Raw genomic sequence first — 16,803 nt, 5'->3', positions numbered from 1 at the left:
AAACCGCACCGAGTGACCAACGTCGCTATCAGGGTTTCGGGCCAAACATCGCCTCAAGCTGTTTTTCATCAGGCATCCCCACCACCTGCTGCAGCTCATTCTTGTCGTTCATATAGTAAATCGCTGGCGTCGCGTTTGCCCCTAAGTCATCCATCATCTTCTGATGCGCTTGCAGCAGATTGAAGGTTTCGCGCGGCGTGACGCCGTCAAAACGCGGCAATTTCTTACCGTTGGACAGCTCGTAATCCCGCCAGGCCGCTACTGGGTCCGGCGCATTAAGAATGGCCGTCGCGTTGCGCCCGCTTTTCGGGTTAAGAAACGCCACCAGCAGCGTATTGAGTTGAACATGACCGGCCTCAACCCAAGGCTGTGCCGCCGCCCAGAACGCTTTGCAGTAAGGACAGAAAGGATCGGCAAACACAAAGACCTTTCTCGGCGCGGTCTCGGCGCCCTCTTTCAGCGCATGGGCCGCGTTGAGTTTTTTCCACATCTCCTGACCCATCGGCACGTAAATGGCCTGAGTGAAATACCCTTCACTCAGGTTTTTCCCTTTATCGTCATAAAGGTAGCCGGAAACCACATGCTTACCATCCGGCGTCAGGAACAGGTTAACGCCCATATCCTGATACTGCCCCACCCAGCTTTTCAGGCCGCCGGGGGCATCCACCTCTTTGATAATGGTAATGTTCTGCTGCTCGCTAAAACGCTTTACGATATCGGGAAGCGGCGCGCTGGCATAGGCAAACGCCGGAAGCAGCGCCAGCGACGTTAAGACAATCGATTTCATCCTCGTTTCTCCGTGAACGGGGGATTCCTCCCCCGTGAATAAACTTACTGTTTTTTCAGCGCTTCGCTGACCATAGCATCAAAATCTTCGTAGGGAACCCAGCCCGATAGCATTTCATTGCCGATAAGCGTCGCGGGCGTGCCCTGAATGCCCAGCTCCTGTGCTACCGCGAGGCTTTTCTTCACCGTCACCAGGCTTTCGTCATCCGGCGTGTCTACCACCACGCCAGCTTTCTTTTTCGCCTGCGCAATGCTGGCATCATCGTGATATCCCTTTTTCGCCATCAGCACATCGTTGAATTTGATGAACTGTTCAGGGTGCGCACGCCAGACGGTCAGGGCATCTCGTGCCGAAGTGACCGAGCTTTCCGAGCGGTAAGGCAGGAATTTAAAGACCACGGCAACGTCCGGATATTTGGCGACAATCTTCTCCAGGTATGGATCAAACTTTTTGCAGTACGGGCAGTTGTAGTCGGTAAAGACCACCAGCGTCAGGCGTGGGTTTGCCGCGCCAATCCGCGGGGAATTCGGGTCATAAAACAGAAAATCATTATATTGCGCGATAACCTTTTTCAGCTGCTGCTGGTTAGCCTGAGCATTTTGCTGGTCCAGCTTATCCGCCGCCGCGGCCAGAATTTCTGGATGCTTGAGCAGCGTTTCCTGTACCAGTTCCTGAACGCGTGCCTCCTGGGCGGGCGTCAGAGCGGGAGCAGCAAAAACCTGCAAAGAGGCGGTCATCAAAAGCGTAAAAAGGAGCGTGTATTTCATGGTGCATTAACCTTTGGCATGTTTCAGAGCGCGAAGCAGAGATGACGAGTCCAGCAGTGGAGAGAGCGTCTCTCCCTGCGGCAGGCCCGGCCCGTAAACTTCATTGAAGGGGATGGCGTAACGATTACGCGTTTGCAGGAAAGCTGATATCGCGTCAGACGGCTTGCTCCAGTCGCCGCGAAGCGCCACCACGTCAGGCGCATTCAGCGCAGCGATAACCTCCGGTTGGGTGAGTACGCGCATGTCGTTCACCTTACAGGTCACGCACCAGTCGGCGGTGATATCAACGAAAACGCGCTTGCCGTCGGCCAGCGCCTGCACAATGGCGTCTTCGCTGAGCGGCTGCCAGCGGATATCCGCACTGACCTGCGCCGCGCGCTCAGGTGTCGCAGGAGCCTGAATCAACCCGCGAAGCTGATAACCACTCAGCGCCGTGAGCACGAACACCACCAGATAGAACGCAAATCCACTGCGCGGGCCGCGAATAAAGACCGCCGCCAGCGCAGCGAGCGCCAATAACAGGATGACAGCATTGCTGACAAACTCACCCAGATGCTGGCTCAGCAATGATGCCAGCCACAGGCTTGAGGCCAGCATCATCAAGGCCAGGAGGGTTTTGACGATAGCCATCCAGCGGCCAGGGCGCGGCAACAGCGCAGCGGTTTTCGGCACCAGCGCCACAAACAGCCAGGGAATCGCCATCCCGACGCCGAGCGCAATAAAGATAAGCCAAAGCTCCTGCAACGGCGCACCCAAAGCAAAGGCGACGGCGGTACCCAGGAACGGTGCCGAGCACGGCGTGGCCAGCAGCGTGGCAAACATGCCTTCGAAGAAGCTCCCGAGCCAGCCGCTTCCCCCCGCGGTGGCCATGCGACTCGCCACAGATGACGGCAACAGCAGCGCGAAGACACCAAAAAGATTCAGTGCGAAGATAAAGGTCACCGCCACCATCAGGCCGATAAACCACGGACTCTGAAACTGGATGCCCCACCCCAGCGCCGCGCCGGTTAACTTCAACGCGGTCACCATCGCCGCCAGCAGCGCGAAAGAGACCAGGATCCCGACGCTAGTTGCCAGAAAACGCAGGCGAATGTTACGTGTATCTGAGCCCGCGTGAAGCACGGCGCTCAGCTTCATTCCCATCACAGGCAGAACGCAGGGCATCAGGTTGAGGATCAACCCGCCAAGCAGCGCGAAGAGCAGCATCTGCCCGATGCCGGTTCGGGCAACCTGAGGCGGTGCCACAGCCGATTCGTCGGCACCTACCGTCAGCGTAGTTTGCTGCGCTTTGCCATCGCTGGTGAGAACGAACGAGAGCGTTTTACCCGCCAGCGTCTTCGGTTTATCGCCCCATTCGTCCGTAACCGGTGCGCTGATGGTCAACGTCGCGCCGTCGGTTTTTATGTTCGGGTCGCCGGGAATAATGCCGCCGTCCAGCGGATCGAAATAGATACCCGGGGTACGCCATGCGCCCGCGGTGGTACCGGTGATGACCAGACGATCGCCCGCGAGGTGCGCCGCCAGATTATCCGACAGACCATTTTCCGCCGGGATAGTCCGCATTGCCTGCTCGAAGGCATCCTGGAACTGGCCGTCAACCGGCTGATTAAAATCGAGATGCAGCGGGTAGTCCGTTAACAAACAGACATTGCTACAGGTCGAGAGCGTCAGCGTACCGTCCAGCACATCGCCCGGATTACCGGTGATAACCATCGGAATAACCACCCGATTATGGTAACCCTGGGTGGTCAGCCCCGAAATTTCAAAGCGCGAGGGAGTCGGCCAGTACCACTGCGCTTTTTCACCGTTTTTCCAGTGAATTTCAGGCGCTACGCCCCCTTCTCCCGGCGATCGCCAGTAGGTTTTCCAGCCGGATTGCAGCTCAACGGTCAGCAGGCCATACAGGCGATCCTTGCCTCTTTCCGCCTGGAAACGAATCTTAGCGTGGTCATTTTGCCCTGACGTGAGCCACCCGGTATCGGCGGCGTGAGCAGAACCCACGCAGGCGAGCAACAGGAGCAATAATCCCCTGAAGATATTCAACATATTTTTTCTCCGTAAATGAAATAATCAATCGTCGTCAGAACGATGATTCATTCACGGAAAACGCAGTTTTTGAGGTGTATTCGGACCGTGGGTGGCCGTCTGGGCACGTCGCGAAAGACGAACGCACGCACTTCAGCGAATAGCTGAATCAGGGCCAGGAAGACGATAACGGCAGGCAGCGCGCCGTCGAAGAAAATAGGTTGTGCGCACAACAGCGAGTTGGCGCTAAGCTGGCATGGCGAAGGCCCAACCTGGGATTCGTCCGTTGCTGGCGTGGAGATAGTCTGAACCGGGTTGCCCGCCTGCTCGAGAAAATGGTGCAGATAAACGGCCCGCTGCACCAGGCAAAGAGCCATGGCGAGGCAGGTCACTATCAAGAACCCTTTCGCAAGAAGCTGACGATTTCGCATAAATTACCAGACGTTTCAGAACAGCCGAATCATAAACAATCCTCATCAATGCGCAAGGGGCGCGCGTGTAAGGTTTTGTCTTGTCGCAGCGGACAAGCCGGAAAATCATGCTCTATTGCGAATCCATCGCTACGCTGCACGCGGCTGGTGGCGCGCGATATGTTTGGCAACGGCACCAGCGGCTACGGCGTGGGGTTAAGTTAGCTCTCAGGGTTTCAGCAACGCCTGATACTGCGCTTCATATTGCGGTGCATTCCAGGAGCCATCAAAAATCGTGTAGGTAATGTAGCCCTTATTCAACCAGCCGGAATCCGTGTCATCCATAACCACTTTGAGAGACTCAGGATTCATCGTCTGTCTGGCCTTGCCGTCTGCGAGAATATCGTAGCCAATTTGCGCGACCGGGAAGCGCTGGTTTTCGACGTAGTGCACGCCTTTAATCTCCGCTGTCGCCAGAGCCGGGTAGTTAATGCTGAGCCCGGTGCCCAACGGCAATAACGGTTTACCCTGCGTGCGCTGAGCATTCAGTTTATCCACCACGCTCACGACATAGTCCACGGAGTCGGGCCAGTATTTATGCGTGCTCGGCCAGCCATTCTTCATCTCCTCTTCGGTAAACCGATAGCCGATGCTGGCGGCAATCGCCGGAACGCCGTAGCGTACGGCGCGAGCCGCCGCGCTGACGGTACCGGAGTTCACCTGCGCCATACCGGTATTTGGTCCGTCGTTAACACCAGAAACCACCAGATCAGGCGCGGCCTTTTTCAGCAAGCCATTTAGCCCGAAGTCCACGGCGTCCGCAGGCGTGCCCGGGAAGCAGTAACGCTGTTCGGCAACCTTTTTCACATCAAAAACTTTACCGGTCTTAAAGGTGATAGCAGAACCAATGCCGCTCTGATTAGTAGCGGGCGCGACCATCCAGACATCATAACCTTTCGCCTTAAGCTTATCCTGAAGCGAAGTACTGCCCGGGGATTCACAACCATCATCATTCACAATCAGTATTTTCAGCGGTGCGTTCCCCGCTTGGGCAGAAAATGCGCATATTGCCAACACCGAGGCAACGATCTTTGGTAAATTCATGATGACTCCTTATGGGTTATTAATAGGTCCAAATAACAAGCAAAAAAAAACCTAAGAAATCCCCCACTCGCGTTGAGTAGAAAATTTCTTAGGTTTTGCCTTTATTCAGTAGCAATCCTGATATGGATGAGAAAATAACCGTTATGAGGACTAACGTCCAGACTCGCCACCCGCATTCTGTGACGAGCATCAAATACTGACGGATAAATATACACCTGACCCGAAAGTTAATTTAGTCGAGTAACTACTGGCGCATTATTATGTAGGCAATTCCTATATGAATTATCGAAAAGCAAGACTTGAGGATGATCACAAATATCGATATATGAAAAAATAATTACTGCCATTCTATTTTGATGGTGATATTGTCCGGCCAAACTGGATTGTTACTGTTTTCAACAGGCAAAACCTGCGTTATTTCTCAACCATGCAATTTGAGCGGTTGAGTAAGAGCGCAGGTTTTTTTGTTTTATAAGCAATATAAAAAGGATATCCGATGAAAAAGTGGTTTGTTGCTTTAGCGGCGCTAGCCAGTATAGCCACCTGTTCTGCGGCAGATACGACTCCGTCAGCTCAGGATGATACGGTTACCGTCTATTTTGCCCGTCACGGGAAGACGCTGTTTAATACCTTTGACCGCGTTCAGGGCTGGGCGGATACGCCGCTCACCGAAGAGGGTGTGCAGGTAGCCCGCTATCTTGGCGAAGGGTTAAAGGACATCAAATTCGATAGTTTTTACTCCAGCGATGCAGGCCGCCAGCGGGAAACCATGGCCGTTATCCTCAAACAAATCGGCGTAACCCAGTACCATCTCAATGAACTGCCGGGGCTGCGTGAAGCGTTCTTTGGCGGTTTTGAGGGCGGCTTCAACAAAGATATGGCCAATGCAGGCGCCCACGCACTGGGGATGGCCGACGCCGCTGCGCTTTTCAATGCCATGAAGGCGGGCACCCTGCCGGTGAAGGACTCCCAGGATGCGCTGGCAAAGGCCGACGTTAAAGGGCTCGCCGAGAATTATGCGCAGGTAAAAAACCGTACTCAGGCCGCGCTGGCGACTATCGTCAAGCAAGCTCAGCAAAATGGCGATAGAACCGTGCTGGCCATTTCATCGGGAACCGCTATGCAGATTATGATTTCCGATCTTACCGATTCACCGGACAAAAATAAGCCGCTGGCTAACGCCGCCGTCGTCAAAATTATCTATAAAGATGGGCATTACAGCGTACCGGAAATTGGCTCACTGCAATACGTTGAGACCGGCAAGCTGCGTCTGAAAAATCAATAAGAGCGTTGCGCATTTATTAAGCCGCGGCCCCCTTTTCCCGCGGCGCTATTCTGGGATACCACAATGAAAATGAACACACTGGCGACAGCGATGCTGCTGCTTGGCAGCTATACGCCCGTATGGGCTGCCGATATGGGCCATACTGAAAATAATTATCTTGCCGATCCTTTTTTCAGCGACGCGTCAATGACACTATCACTAAAGAATTACTGGAAATATCTGAAGGAGGAAAACGCTAACCCTACGCACGTCCATAACGCCTGGGGCCAAGGCGTAGCCGTGGATTATCAATCGGGGTATTTTGCAGATTTTATCGGCGTTGATGCCGTATATTATGGCGCAGTAAAATTAGGTGCCAGCGATTACTTTAACTCCAGAGGAGTACTTTATAATAACGGAGAGGGTAATAAAAAAAGCAACGCTGAGGGCTATTCAAAATTCGGTCAACGAAATATTAAATTAAAATATCTGGCCGGAGACGCTCAGCTTAACGCTCGTTGGGGCTGGCAGGTGCTGAAAAACTACGGGGTGATTTCCACATCCAACCGTTTATCCCCAACGACCTACTCAGGCATTAGCGGTGGAGTCAGCTATGACAACCTCACTCTGCGGGGAGCCTACGTCGAAAATTCGATGGACCGTAACTCCCCGGATAAGAAGCAGTTCCAGACAAATACCGGCGCTAAAATCAATCACCTGGCTTCCGGTGAATTGCTGTGGAATAGCCAGCCGTTTAGCCTGCAATATGGCTACGGCGAGAGTGAAAACTATCTGCGCCGTCACCTGTTATTTACCCAATTGCGCCCGGTTAGCCATCTGAATATTGGCACGCAGATTTACGCCACTGAGGCGCTGGACGAGTATCTGGCAATGCCCGCCAGCAAGCGCGATTTTGACCATAATGCCTGGCACTTCGCCGTGGACGCGACCTGGCAGGCGGAACGCTGGAGTACAAAGTGGGGCGTAGGCTATACCAGTGCCAAAAAAGAGAACGAAGTGGGCTTCTACCCGCGTCATATGAGTAAAAACTCGCGCGGCACCTTTATCTCAATGGCCTATGCGGGTGACGACTATATGCGCGATGGCGAACTGGTGCTCGCCAATATCTCCGACTACAAGCTCACGCCGGATCTGGCCGTTGGGCTGGCAGGAAATATCGCTCAGTTCAACTATAAGGATAACCACGTACGTACCGGCGAGATTAATGCCTTTACCCGCTGGACGCCTTCTGCGCCGCCAATGAAGAACCTGACAGTATGGTTGATGTTCGGCCCCGGCTGGTCTTATAAAACCAGCGGTAAAACGCCGGTGTTGACCAACGGCCGCTATACGCGAACGCATACGCTGTCGTCTGAGGCGATTATTGAGTATCGGTTCCGGATGTTCTAAGAAAAACAGGCCTGATAGCGATGCTATCAGGCCTGTGGGGCAGGTTACGGTGCGGTGCTGTGAACTTCCGCGACGCGCTTACGTACGCCGAACCATCCGGCCACCAGCAGAATAGCGATCAGCGGCAGTGAAGCGATGGTGTAGGTGCCGTTCGGGTAGTCAAACGCCATCAGGACCAGCACGCTCAGCAGGAATAGCAGAGTCAGCCACGAGGTAAACGGTGCGCCCGGCAGCTTGAAGTTCACATCCGCCGCCTTGCCTTCTTTGATGGCCTTGCGCAGACGTAGCTGGCACACCATGATAAACGCCCACGAGGCGATAATCCCCAGCGAGGCGAAGTTAAGGACAATTTCAAAGACCTGAGACGGTACCAGATAGTTCAGGAACACGCCCACCACGTAAACCACTAGCGTCGCCATAATGCCCGCGTACGGCACGTGCTGGCGGCTCATTTTGCTCATAAACTTCGGTGCGGAACCGCCCATCGCCATCGAGCGTAAGATGCGCCCGGTGCAGTAGAGGCCGGAGTTCAGGCTGGAGAGCGCCGCCGTCAGTACCACGATATTCATGATGCTACCGATATAAGGCACGCCGAGTTTGGAGAAGAAGGTCACAAACGGGCTCTGCCCCGCCTGATAGGCCGTCCACGGCAGCAGCAGCACCAGCAGTACGACCGAGCCCACGTAGAACAGACCGATACGCCAGATAACGCTGTTGATAGCGCGCGGCACCATGGTCTGCGGGTCTTTACACTCGCCCGCCGCTGTCCCCACTAATTCAATGGAGGCAAAGGCAAAGACAACGCCCTGTACCAGCACCAGCGCAGGCAGCAGGCCGTGCGGGAAGAAGCCGCCGTTGTCGGTTATCAGATGGAAGCCGGTGGCGTTGCCATCCAGCGGTTTTCCACTGCCCAGATACACGGTCCCGACGACGAGGAACACCACAATCGCCAGCACTTTAACCAGCGCAAACCAGAACTCCATTTCGGCGAACCACTTCACGCCAATCATGTTCATGGTGCCGACAATCGCCAGCGCCCCCAGCGCAAACACCCACTGCGGCACATCGCCAAACGCGCCCCAATAGTGCATGTAGAGCGCCACGGCGGTGATATCAACAATGCCGGTCATCGCCCAGTTGACGAAGTACATCCAGCCTGCCACGTAGGCGGCCTTTTCACCGAGAAACTCACGGGCGTAGGAGACGAAGCTGCCGCTCGACGGACGGTGTAATACCAGTTCGCCCAGCGCGCGAAGAATAAAGAACGAGAAGATGCCGCAAACCAGGTAAACCAGCGCCAGCGCGGGGCCAGCCATCTGCAGACGCGCACCTGCACCGAGGAATAAGCCGGTACCGATGGCGCCACCGATGGCGATCATCTGCACCTGTCGGTTACCCATCGCTTTGTGATACCCCTCTTCGTGGGCGTTCAGCCAGCGTCGTTTTGCCGCACGTTGATCCGCAGCCTGTGTGTTTTGTGTTTCCATTATTTCCCTGTACCTGTCTGATTTATGGAATACATAAGATTTTCAAATGAATATGGAACGCATATCCATCAAATCCCGTGCCGTTCTTCCCGTCATTCTGCGTAGGGATAAAACTGCCGCGAAGCATCCTACCTGCAATTATTAAGCGGTGCAAAACATACGGTTACTCCTCGGACTACTTCCGCGTAGAAAACGGTGCCCGTAAGGAAAATCCCGGTGACTTACGCTGGGCTCCCGTCGTCGCCTGAACAATGGCGTAAAAAAGGCTTCCCAAAGGAAGCCTTTAAAAGCGCGATGATTTTTGTGCAGAGAATTTAACGATGATTGACCTTCGGCTGACGGAATATTTCCACCGAGGCCGCCAGGCAGAGAATATAGCCGAAGAGTTCAGTCCCCTCTTCCACCATATTTTTCACTTCCCGGACGTAGCCATCCTGTAAAAGCGAGTGCCAGAGCAAGGACATACCAAACAGGCGAGAAAATACCAGCGTCGCTAATAATCCTGACAGCATCATTCCGAAGGCGGGTTTCGCCGTATATAGGGTGAGCTGATTTAATACCCGCTGAGGCTGGCGAGAGGCATAGGCCACCGCAATGATACTGACTATCAGCGCAAACCATACCCAACTGCCATGGTGGATAAGGTCGAAGATGCCGTCGAGTTCTCGGATCAGCATGGCCATAAAGAAGCCAGCAATCAAGACATTGCATTGGCGCATCTCGGGTTGCTTACGTGCAGCCACGAGGTGAATCAGGACGATAAGGAAGAGAATAGACTCCTGAACAATCTCAGTGAGCGAGATTTCAGACAGACTATTTTTGAGAATGTTGACATCGACATGCAGACATAAAATAGCAACACCGGTCGCCAGCGATAAAAAAAAGCAGCGCAAGAATAAATTAACTAAAATCATAATAGTCACGGTCTTTTAATAAAGCAGCAGTTTACATTACAGACCATAACAAAACTTATCCTTATGTGCCACAACAGCTACTAAATTTAACAATTATTGCGTTATTCAAGAGCAATAATTAATTTCTCCATAACACAGGAGATATATTTTAGTATGAGAATTTACTGACAAATATATTACGATCGGTATAAAAGCATCATCACCAGGGAATATTTTCCAAACACTCAGCGCGGCTCGCATCGGTGATAGCCGCGCATGAATGCCCGTGCATCAGGCCGCAAGCCAGCGCTGCCCTTCCGCCTTCATTCTGGTTTCCAGCTCACTGCCGCGGGTAGCAAAAACGCGCCCCAGAGGGAATCCGCTCTTTTCCAGCAAATAGGCCAGCGGCGCATATTCGCGAGGATAACGGGCAACCACGCCAGGGTCTATCTCTACCCAGCCCTGTGGGAAGGTGAATGTGCCCATGTCGTAAACGCTCTGGCGATTAAACAGCTTCCATACGCCATCACGTTTTTCCGCCAGATCGAAAAAGCGGTTATGGCATTCGCAACCGATATTCAGTTTAACGTTCTCGGCAATAATCACCGCGTTAGTTTCCAGCGTGGCTTTGGTTCCTTCGGCATTGAAGGTAATGCGAGGTAAGGTAATGAGATGCTTGGTGCGCAGGTCTGACGCTCCCATACGCATCGAGCCGTCGACAAAATCGCTCGCCAGCCCTTCAAACCAGGTGATCTCAATGGTGCCGTCCGGATGAAAGAGATCCCGTAGCTGCGCCCATTCGCCAAGATCGCGATGGATCCATCCGTTGACCAGGTCATTAAGCTGTTGACGATCGTTATGTTGAATCTGCATGAAGGTATCTCCAGTAAGGTAGTGGAATGAGTGTGCTGGCGGGAGCAATGCAATTCAAATATATTGATATTACCGATTCATCATTTTTAATGATTAATAGCAATCACTATGGAACTCCGTCATCTCCGCTATTTTCTGGCCGTTGCCGAAGAAGGTCATTTTGGCCGCGCCGCCGAGCGGCTCAACATCGTGCAGCCAGCGCTCAGTATGCAAATTAAAGCACTGGAATCAGAACTGGGTGGCGCGTTGTTTATTCGTACCAGCCGACGCGTCGAACTTACCGAGGCCGGACAATTAATGTTAACGGAGGCCAAACGGACATTGATGCAGGCGGAGTATGCTCGCCAGACCGTAGCGCGATCGCTGCGCGGTGAGACAGGACGAGTGCGAGTCGGCTTTGCCGGGAACGCGATCTTTAGCGGCAAGATGACGGCTGACCTACGGGAATTTCACTATGCCTATCCGGACGTTGAACTGGTGATAGAAGAGATGGCCCCTCAATCACAGGTAGATGCGATTCTGGCCGGCCAGCTTGACATCGGTTACACACCCGATAACAGCAAAACCGCAGCGCCAGGTATTATCGCGCACCCTATCGGGCGCTGGGCGTTTCTGGTGGCCTTCGCCGACGATCACCCACTGGCCTCGCATACATGCATTTCCCCCGAGCAGCTCGCCGGAGAAGCGCTCATTCTTTATGAGGCGCACGATATTCATGAACGGCTTTTTTTATTACTGAAAGAAAGGATGGGTGACCGACTGAATATCGCGCAGCGCTCCAGCAGCACACTAAGCGTACTCGCCATTGCCGCTGCCGGGCTGGGTGTGGCGTTGATTCCTGCCCCATTAGAGCAGGTACACATTCCAGGCCTGACCTATCGCCCTCTCGATGATATTGAACTGAGCGCCAATTTGATGCTGATTTCTCGTGGGCAGGAGCCGAGTGCGGCGGTAAAGGCGTTTATTGTGGCGGCCACTCAGTATTCCGCCGGGTGATGTTTATAAAAAAACCGGCATAAAGATATGCCGGTTTGCGTTTCACTGCCTGTTAAGGCTTATGCATCATCAGAAGGCGTATTTGAAAGACACCATCCCCGCCTGGCCGGTTTCGTGTTCAGAGGCCGCGATGTTATAGCTGACGCCCCAGGTCACGTTGCCTTTTTGCGCTTTCACACCCAATTGACCGTTGAACGATGTGCGGTCCATGACCTGTGCATTCATGGTATCGGTAGCGCTGACACCATAGGTTCGCACAGTGGTATTAGCATGAGTATTACCCGCCACCGGCACGACAGCCAAATCAGCCTGCGGGCTAATCGCCCAACCACTGCCAGCCACAAAGGTTTTATTCAGCCGAACCCCTACAGGGAACTGCCAGATATCCTGCCGTTCTTTTCCGGTTCTGAAGAGTGCTTCATTGTTCGCTTTGGTGGTAAAACTATCCGTCGTCAGTTGGTTATAACGAGCCCCCACATAAGGGATGACATCAACCACGTCAGTTTTGAACAGATACTCTCCAGTCATACCGACGGTAAACAGGTGTGCATCCACGCTTCCTTTAATCTTGTTGCCCATATCAAGGTAGCCAGGAATGCGTTGCTGCACATCGTTATTACTGGCTGAGTAGCCGATATCCGCCGTAACGTTGAACGAATCCATACGCCAGTTTTCATACAGGCTGGCACCGAAGAAATTAAAATCATTTTTGGTGCTGTTAAAATCGCCTGATGAATTCACCTTACCGTTACCCGCATGGAAAGCCACACCGCTGCGCAGTTGCCCAACGCGGGTATCACGAGTCACATCAGCCCCAGCGATAACACCATAGAAGTCAGTGTCATAACCATAATCCATATTGCCAGCGCTGAAATCACGGTTGCGATTATTACCGTACAACACATTAACCCACACATCCGCATCCTGGCCTCCGTGCTGCATCGTGTGGTTAGCGACAGAGTTATGGTCCTGAATGGCTTTTGCCGCCGCCTCACCTGTCGTTAACAGCGCATTCTGAACCCCACCCGCAGCGACCATTTGTACTGCACTGTTGAGCGTGCGCACCACATCACTGGCCGACACCTGCGGAGCTTCCAGCGCACGGGACAGGAAGCGAATGCCCGCCGACGGACTGGTCGTGGAGTTCATACCGTTTTGGATCATGGTGTCCAGCGTATGCGGCAACATGACGCCTGGGAGCACATCGACCGCTGCCTTCGCAGAAGTCGTAATGGTGACAGCGCCATTGTCTTCTTTCCGCTGGGCGTTCAGCAGCTTGTTAAGGATAAGGTTCGAACCACTCCAGCCATTGTCAGCAATCGCTGAGGTAGTGAAGCCGTCAGTAATGGTGTAAGTGTTGTTAACTTTTGCATCAGAGACATAAAGCTTAGCGCCATCTGCGACGTTCAGCGTACCACCAGTGGCAGTCAGCGCCGCCTGGTCGATGGCGGCCGCGCCTTTGACCATAAGCAGAGAGTTATCGGCAAAAATTGCCTGGTTCGCAGTAGCATCTCTGCTCTGGGAACCCTGAGTCAGGCTACCATCCAGACGCAATCCCCCGAGCGATGAGTTGAGCGTTTGCGGCGCGACAATGCTCAGAGCGGCAGTGACGCCATCAGCCTTCCAGCTCAGTCCAGAATCAGCAAACATCGAGTGAGTGTTATCAAAGGACGTATCCCCCAGAACCAGGACGGAGTTCTGGCCCACGGTAATCAAGCCATCCACATCATTTCCGCCAAAAATTGCGCGAGACGCTGTATCAATGGTCGAGTTGCTCTGCCATGCCGGGTCGAGGAACACTTTGGCCCCGTTCAGGTTCACATTGGCTGCAAGCAAACTACCGGCGCTATTGGTACTACCGACTGAAATAACAGCGTCACTGTTTGCGGTCAGATTATCTGCCTGCAAACTGCCCTGGACATCAAGAGTGGACCTGTCGTTCAGCGTGATATCTGATGTTAATGTGGCGGCATCATCGATGGTGACGGCCCCGCTGCTGGTAATACCGTCACCGGTAATGGTGTGGCTACCCGCTGCAACCAACATCTGTCCCGATGTTCCGACGTTAACCGAGCCGTTCAGCGTGCCTGTAGCCTGTGGCAAGGTTCTGGTTCCAAGCTGCAGCCTACCATCATCAACATTAATCGCCACCGTAGCATTCGGCGTGTCTTTCACATCGATCAGCGCGCCCCCGTGCGCCCCCGTCAGCGTCAGGTACTGACCGCTCTGGATAGTCACCTGGTTTGGCCCTGCATCTGTCGGATCCAGCACCAGGCTGGCAGCGCCGAACCCCTGTGCCGCTGCTTCAGTATGTTGTTCTTGCGTGGTTCCACCGATGAGCAGGTGACTTTTATCCGAAACAACATCGACCTGCGCTAACGTTGAACCGGTACTGGCGGCTTCCGCCACTGTGGCGGTACCAACAACGCCATCGCCATCAACCAGTTGGCCTTCCATAAGCAACGAGTTTCCAGCGCTCAGCAAGGCGTGAACGGACTGTACGTACTGCAGGTTGTAGTACTGGTCATTTAAAGACAGCGTACTGCCATTAAAGATAATGTTACCGCCGGTCGCGTTAAAGCTGCCTGCGTCAGCCGTTTTTCCTGTATCAGCCAGCGCTATGGTAAAGAGTTGTTGGGACCCGGTACGCAATCCGCTGTTATTTAATATCAGCGTTGAACCTTCCGTCAGGGCAATCATATCCGCCAGCAATTTACCCTTATTAATTGTCAAATTACCCTTACTGAGATTAACCGAGGAGGTTAATACCCCATCACCGTTCACCTCCAGGCGATTACCAACCTGGGCGTCAGTTAACCCGCCAGACAATACGGTCGAGCCGTTAATCTCCAGCGTATCGAAACCGTTAAATTTATTGCTGAAGGTCGATGTCCTGGTTCCCAGAGACAATGTCCCCCCATTTTTTGCAGTGATGGCATCATCAACCGTAGTCGCATCGAGTGAAACGATACCCTGGTTAATATTGATACCGCCATGAACCGCACTATTCACCATGGTCAGCATGCTCTGAGCAACATCGCTAATATTGATATTTCCGTAGAGCGTACTGTCATTAACGTCTAGCGTTGTCTGGGCACCGGCGGCTGAAATGGCGTTATCACCCGCACGTAATGACGGATATGGGTTAGCAGTAGAGCTTCCACGATTATCAATAATACTGCTATCAATACTAACTGTATTATTTCCTGTACCCGCAATAAGAATTGCACCACCCTCAATCTTACTGTTTTTCACATTGACAACCTGTGAACCAGCCCCCCCAGTCACAATACTACCGTTAAGTTCACTGCCGTTTTTTATGTCGATCGTGTTGTCGCCGATATCTTTCGTATCATTGTAAATGGCGATCCCCTGTAACCAGGCTTTATCCTTGTTATCATATTTATCGAACTGGCCGCCGTGAATAATGGAGTTATCAACAAGAATATGAGTCGTGGTACGCTTACCATCATCGCCTGTTTCAATGACATCAACCTGCGAGCCATTAGTCAGGTTGATTGTTGCTGTCCCTCCGTAGCTGGCATTAATTAAATGGTCGGTTAAATTCGTCCCGGACAGCGTCAGCGTCTGGCTCTCATTATCCTTACGTAAAGCCTCACTGGAGAAGTAAATGCTGGCAGCGGTATCAGGCGTCCCCGTCAAAGTCGCGTCGATACCTTCAGCAGGGGATCGTAGCCCCCATAGTTTTTGGGTGTCATACCAGTTAATCCCTGAACATGATGAAGATACGCCATTATTACATGCTGTATCTTTTACTACCGTTTCGGCGGTAACGTGCGCAATAGAACCACCACTCAGTATTAATGCAATGCACTGCGCTACTATGGTCATTTTTAAGTTGTTTTTCATCGTTAGTTCCCTCTTTACACAGCATCATCAAGTCTTGAGCATCAGGGTTACCGAATATTAACAGCAACCTTAATTCGCACCCATTTGTTACATTAATGATAATAATTGACACATTTAGAAATAACATTCAGAAGATTCCCGCCCAGGATTGGAATAATCCCAAAAAACAAAATAACAGATTGATTTAAAAGATATTTCCCTCAAAAACAAATAAGTCAATACACTATTCATTAATAGCTCATTAGGAATTTTCAAATCATTATGTGGAAATTCTTAATTGCAAATCACCATGAATTTAGCAATTGTCTATTCATTGATTTTGCTTATAGGAACCAACAGGGATGATCATCGTTGTTTCTCCGTGCAGTTATTTCATCGAAGGGTTCAAATCGTTAATCGAAAAATTCATTAGCGAACCTAAAGAATTCAAGGACGTTATTTATACTGATGACATTAGAAGTATTAAAAAATCATATTTTTTATCTGCTAAAGCAATAATAGTCGATTATGGGCAATCCGATCTAAGTTGCTTAATTTCATTCATTGAGCGCAAGAATATTGCGCCTTGTGCATATTTGATTTTTATCACCCGAGATAGCTGTTTTACAAACGCTATAGAAAATGTCCTCATTAATACCGTAGCTGACTGTACGATAGACACAAAAATATCAACAAACATGTTGAGATCCAGCCTCTCCCACCTCTCTGCGATAGTGCATAGAACAACGAACTGTAAAGAAAAGAACCTACAAATCATTGAACAAACACATAGCTTAACAAAGATGGAGGCGATCTTGCTTCCATACATTGTATCAGGGAAAAAGAACAAGGAGATATCACGATATATCAATATTAGTGACAAGTTGATAAGCCATTATCGTCGTAATATTTATAAGAAATTTGCCGTTGACAGTATC

The 16,803-nt window shown here is 51.9% G+C and carries 13 protein-coding genes; 4 read left to right on the top strand and 9 right to left on the bottom strand.

The annotated features are described in order from the left end of the window. Positions 1-28 precede the first annotated feature (28 nt). From dsbG to surE, 5 genes are all read right to left on the bottom strand, one after another. Positions 29-787, bottom strand: a complete 759-nt coding sequence (gene dsbG / locus GKAS_RS18265; protein ID WP_035896336.1) for a thiol:disulfide interchange protein DsbG — start codon at positions 785-787, stop codon at positions 29-31. 44 nt (positions 788-831) lie between these two features. Then, the gene (locus GKAS_RS18260) at positions 832-1,554 is read right to left on the bottom strand and encodes a DsbA family protein (protein ID WP_035896335.1); all 723 of its coding nucleotides are present in this window, start codon (positions 1,552-1,554) and stop codon (positions 832-834) included. 6 nt (positions 1,555-1,560) lie between these two features. Then, on the bottom strand, positions 1,561-3,600 hold the full coding sequence (locus GKAS_RS18255; protein WP_035896334.1) for a protein-disulfide reductase DsbD family protein: 2,040 nt from the start codon (positions 3,598-3,600) through the stop codon (positions 1,561-1,563). A 47-nt stretch (positions 3,601-3,647) separates the two neighbouring features. Further along, positions 3,648-4,010: a hypothetical protein gene (locus GKAS_RS18250; protein WP_035896333.1), complete on the bottom strand. Its 363-nt coding sequence runs from the start codon at positions 4,008-4,010 to the stop codon at positions 3,648-3,650. Positions 4,011-4,217: 207 nt separating this feature from the next. Next, the gene (surE, locus tag GKAS_RS18245) at positions 4,218-5,093 is read right to left on the bottom strand and encodes a 5'/3'-nucleotidase SurE (RefSeq protein ID WP_035896332.1); all 876 of its coding nucleotides are present in this window, start codon (positions 5,091-5,093) and stop codon (positions 4,218-4,220) included. A gap of 496 nt (positions 5,094-5,589) precedes the next feature. Between surE and GKAS_RS18240 the strand changes: the two genes are divergently transcribed. Next, a complete protein-coding gene (locus tag GKAS_RS18240) occupies positions 5,590-6,378 on the top strand; it encodes a histidine phosphatase family protein (protein WP_035896331.1) in 789 nt (262 codons plus the stop codon). Between the two features lie 132 nt (positions 6,379-6,510). Continuing rightward, positions 6,511-7,767 (top strand): OprD family outer membrane porin, encoded by a 1,257-nt coding sequence (locus tag GKAS_RS18235; RefSeq protein WP_373995167.1) that lies wholly within the window; start codon positions 6,511-6,513, stop codon positions 7,765-7,767. A 44-nt stretch (positions 7,768-7,811) separates the two neighbouring features. Here the strand turns inward: GKAS_RS18235 and ansP are convergent, their stop codons facing one another. From ansP to GKAS_RS18220, 3 genes are all read right to left on the bottom strand, one after another. Next, entirely contained in the window at positions 7,812-9,254 is a 1,443-nt protein-coding gene (ansP, locus tag GKAS_RS18230) for an L-asparagine permease (RefSeq protein WP_035896329.1), read from the bottom strand. A 314-nt stretch (positions 9,255-9,568) separates the two neighbouring features. Next, the gene (locus GKAS_RS18225; RefSeq protein WP_051910798.1) at positions 9,569-10,168 is read right to left on the bottom strand and encodes a hypothetical protein; all 600 of its coding nucleotides are present in this window, start codon (positions 10,166-10,168) and stop codon (positions 9,569-9,571) included. A 270-nt stretch (positions 10,169-10,438) separates the two neighbouring features. Further along, complete coding sequence (locus tag GKAS_RS18220; RefSeq protein ID WP_035896328.1) at positions 10,439-11,020, bottom strand: nuclear transport factor 2 family protein; 582 nt, start codon at positions 11,018-11,020, stop codon at positions 10,439-10,441. 108 nt (positions 11,021-11,128) lie between these two features. Between GKAS_RS18220 and GKAS_RS18215 the strand changes: the two genes are divergently transcribed. Further along, on the top strand, positions 11,129-12,016 hold the full coding sequence (locus tag GKAS_RS18215) for a LysR substrate-binding domain-containing protein (RefSeq protein ID WP_035896327.1): 888 nt from the start codon (positions 11,129-11,131) through the stop codon (positions 12,014-12,016). A gap of 69 nt (positions 12,017-12,085) precedes the next feature. Here the strand turns inward: GKAS_RS18215 and GKAS_RS18210 are convergent, their stop codons facing one another. Next, positions 12,086-15,886, bottom strand: a complete 3,801-nt coding sequence (locus GKAS_RS18210) for an autotransporter outer membrane beta-barrel domain-containing protein (RefSeq protein WP_035896326.1) — start codon at positions 15,884-15,886, stop codon at positions 12,086-12,088. A 341-nt stretch (positions 15,887-16,227) separates the two neighbouring features. Here GKAS_RS18210 and GKAS_RS18205 point away from each other — a divergent pair. Continuing rightward, the coding region (locus tag GKAS_RS18205; protein WP_035896325.1) for a LuxR C-terminal-related transcriptional regulator at positions 16,228-16,803 on the top strand (576 nt) is incomplete at its 3' end.

The sequence above is a fragment of the Kluyvera ascorbata ATCC 33433 genome, from assembly GCF_000735365.1.
In the GTDB taxonomy this organism is placed as follows: Bacteria; Pseudomonadota; Gammaproteobacteria; order Enterobacterales; family Enterobacteriaceae; genus Kluyvera; species Kluyvera ascorbata.
Note: the sequence above shows the minus strand (reverse complement) of the source record. Positions and strands in the feature narration are given on the sequence as shown.

Coding starts and splice junctions, on each gene's coding strand:
- dsbG (WP_035896336.1), bottom strand. CDS start 787: ATGAAATCGATTGTCTTAACGTCGCTGGCGCTGCTTCCGGCGTTTGCC.
- GKAS_RS18260 (WP_035896335.1), bottom strand. CDS start 1,554: ATGAAATACACGCTCCTTTTTACGCTTTTGATGACCGCCTCTTTGCAG.
- GKAS_RS18255 (WP_035896334.1), bottom strand. CDS start 3,600: ATGTTGAATATCTTCAGGGGATTATTGCTCCTGTTGCTCGCCTGCGTG.
- GKAS_RS18250 (WP_035896333.1), bottom strand. CDS start 4,010: ATGCGAAATCGTCAGCTTCTTGCGAAAGGGTTCTTGATAGTGACCTGC.
- surE (WP_035896332.1), bottom strand. CDS start 5,093: ATGAATTTACCAAAGATCGTTGCCTCGGTGTTGGCAATATGCGCATTT.
- GKAS_RS18240 (WP_035896331.1), top strand. CDS start 5,590: ATGAAAAAGTGGTTTGTTGCTTTAGCGGCGCTAGCCAGTATAGCCACC.
- GKAS_RS18235 (WP_373995167.1), top strand. CDS start 6,511: ATGGGCCATACTGAAAATAATTATCTTGCCGATCCTTTTTTCAGCGAC.
- ansP (WP_035896329.1), bottom strand. CDS start 9,254: ATGGAAACACAAAACACACAGGCTGCGGATCAACGTGCGGCAAAACGA.
- GKAS_RS18225 (WP_051910798.1), bottom strand. CDS start 10,168: ATGATTTTAGTTAATTTATTCTTGCGCTGCTTTTTTTTATCGCTGGCG.
- GKAS_RS18220 (WP_035896328.1), bottom strand. CDS start 11,020: ATGCAGATTCAACATAACGATCGTCAACAGCTTAATGACCTGGTCAAC.
- GKAS_RS18215 (WP_035896327.1), top strand. CDS start 11,129: ATGGAACTCCGTCATCTCCGCTATTTTCTGGCCGTTGCCGAAGAAGGT.
- GKAS_RS18210 (WP_035896326.1), bottom strand. CDS start 15,886: ATGAAAAACAACTTAAAAATGACCATAGTAGCGCAGTGCATTGCATTA.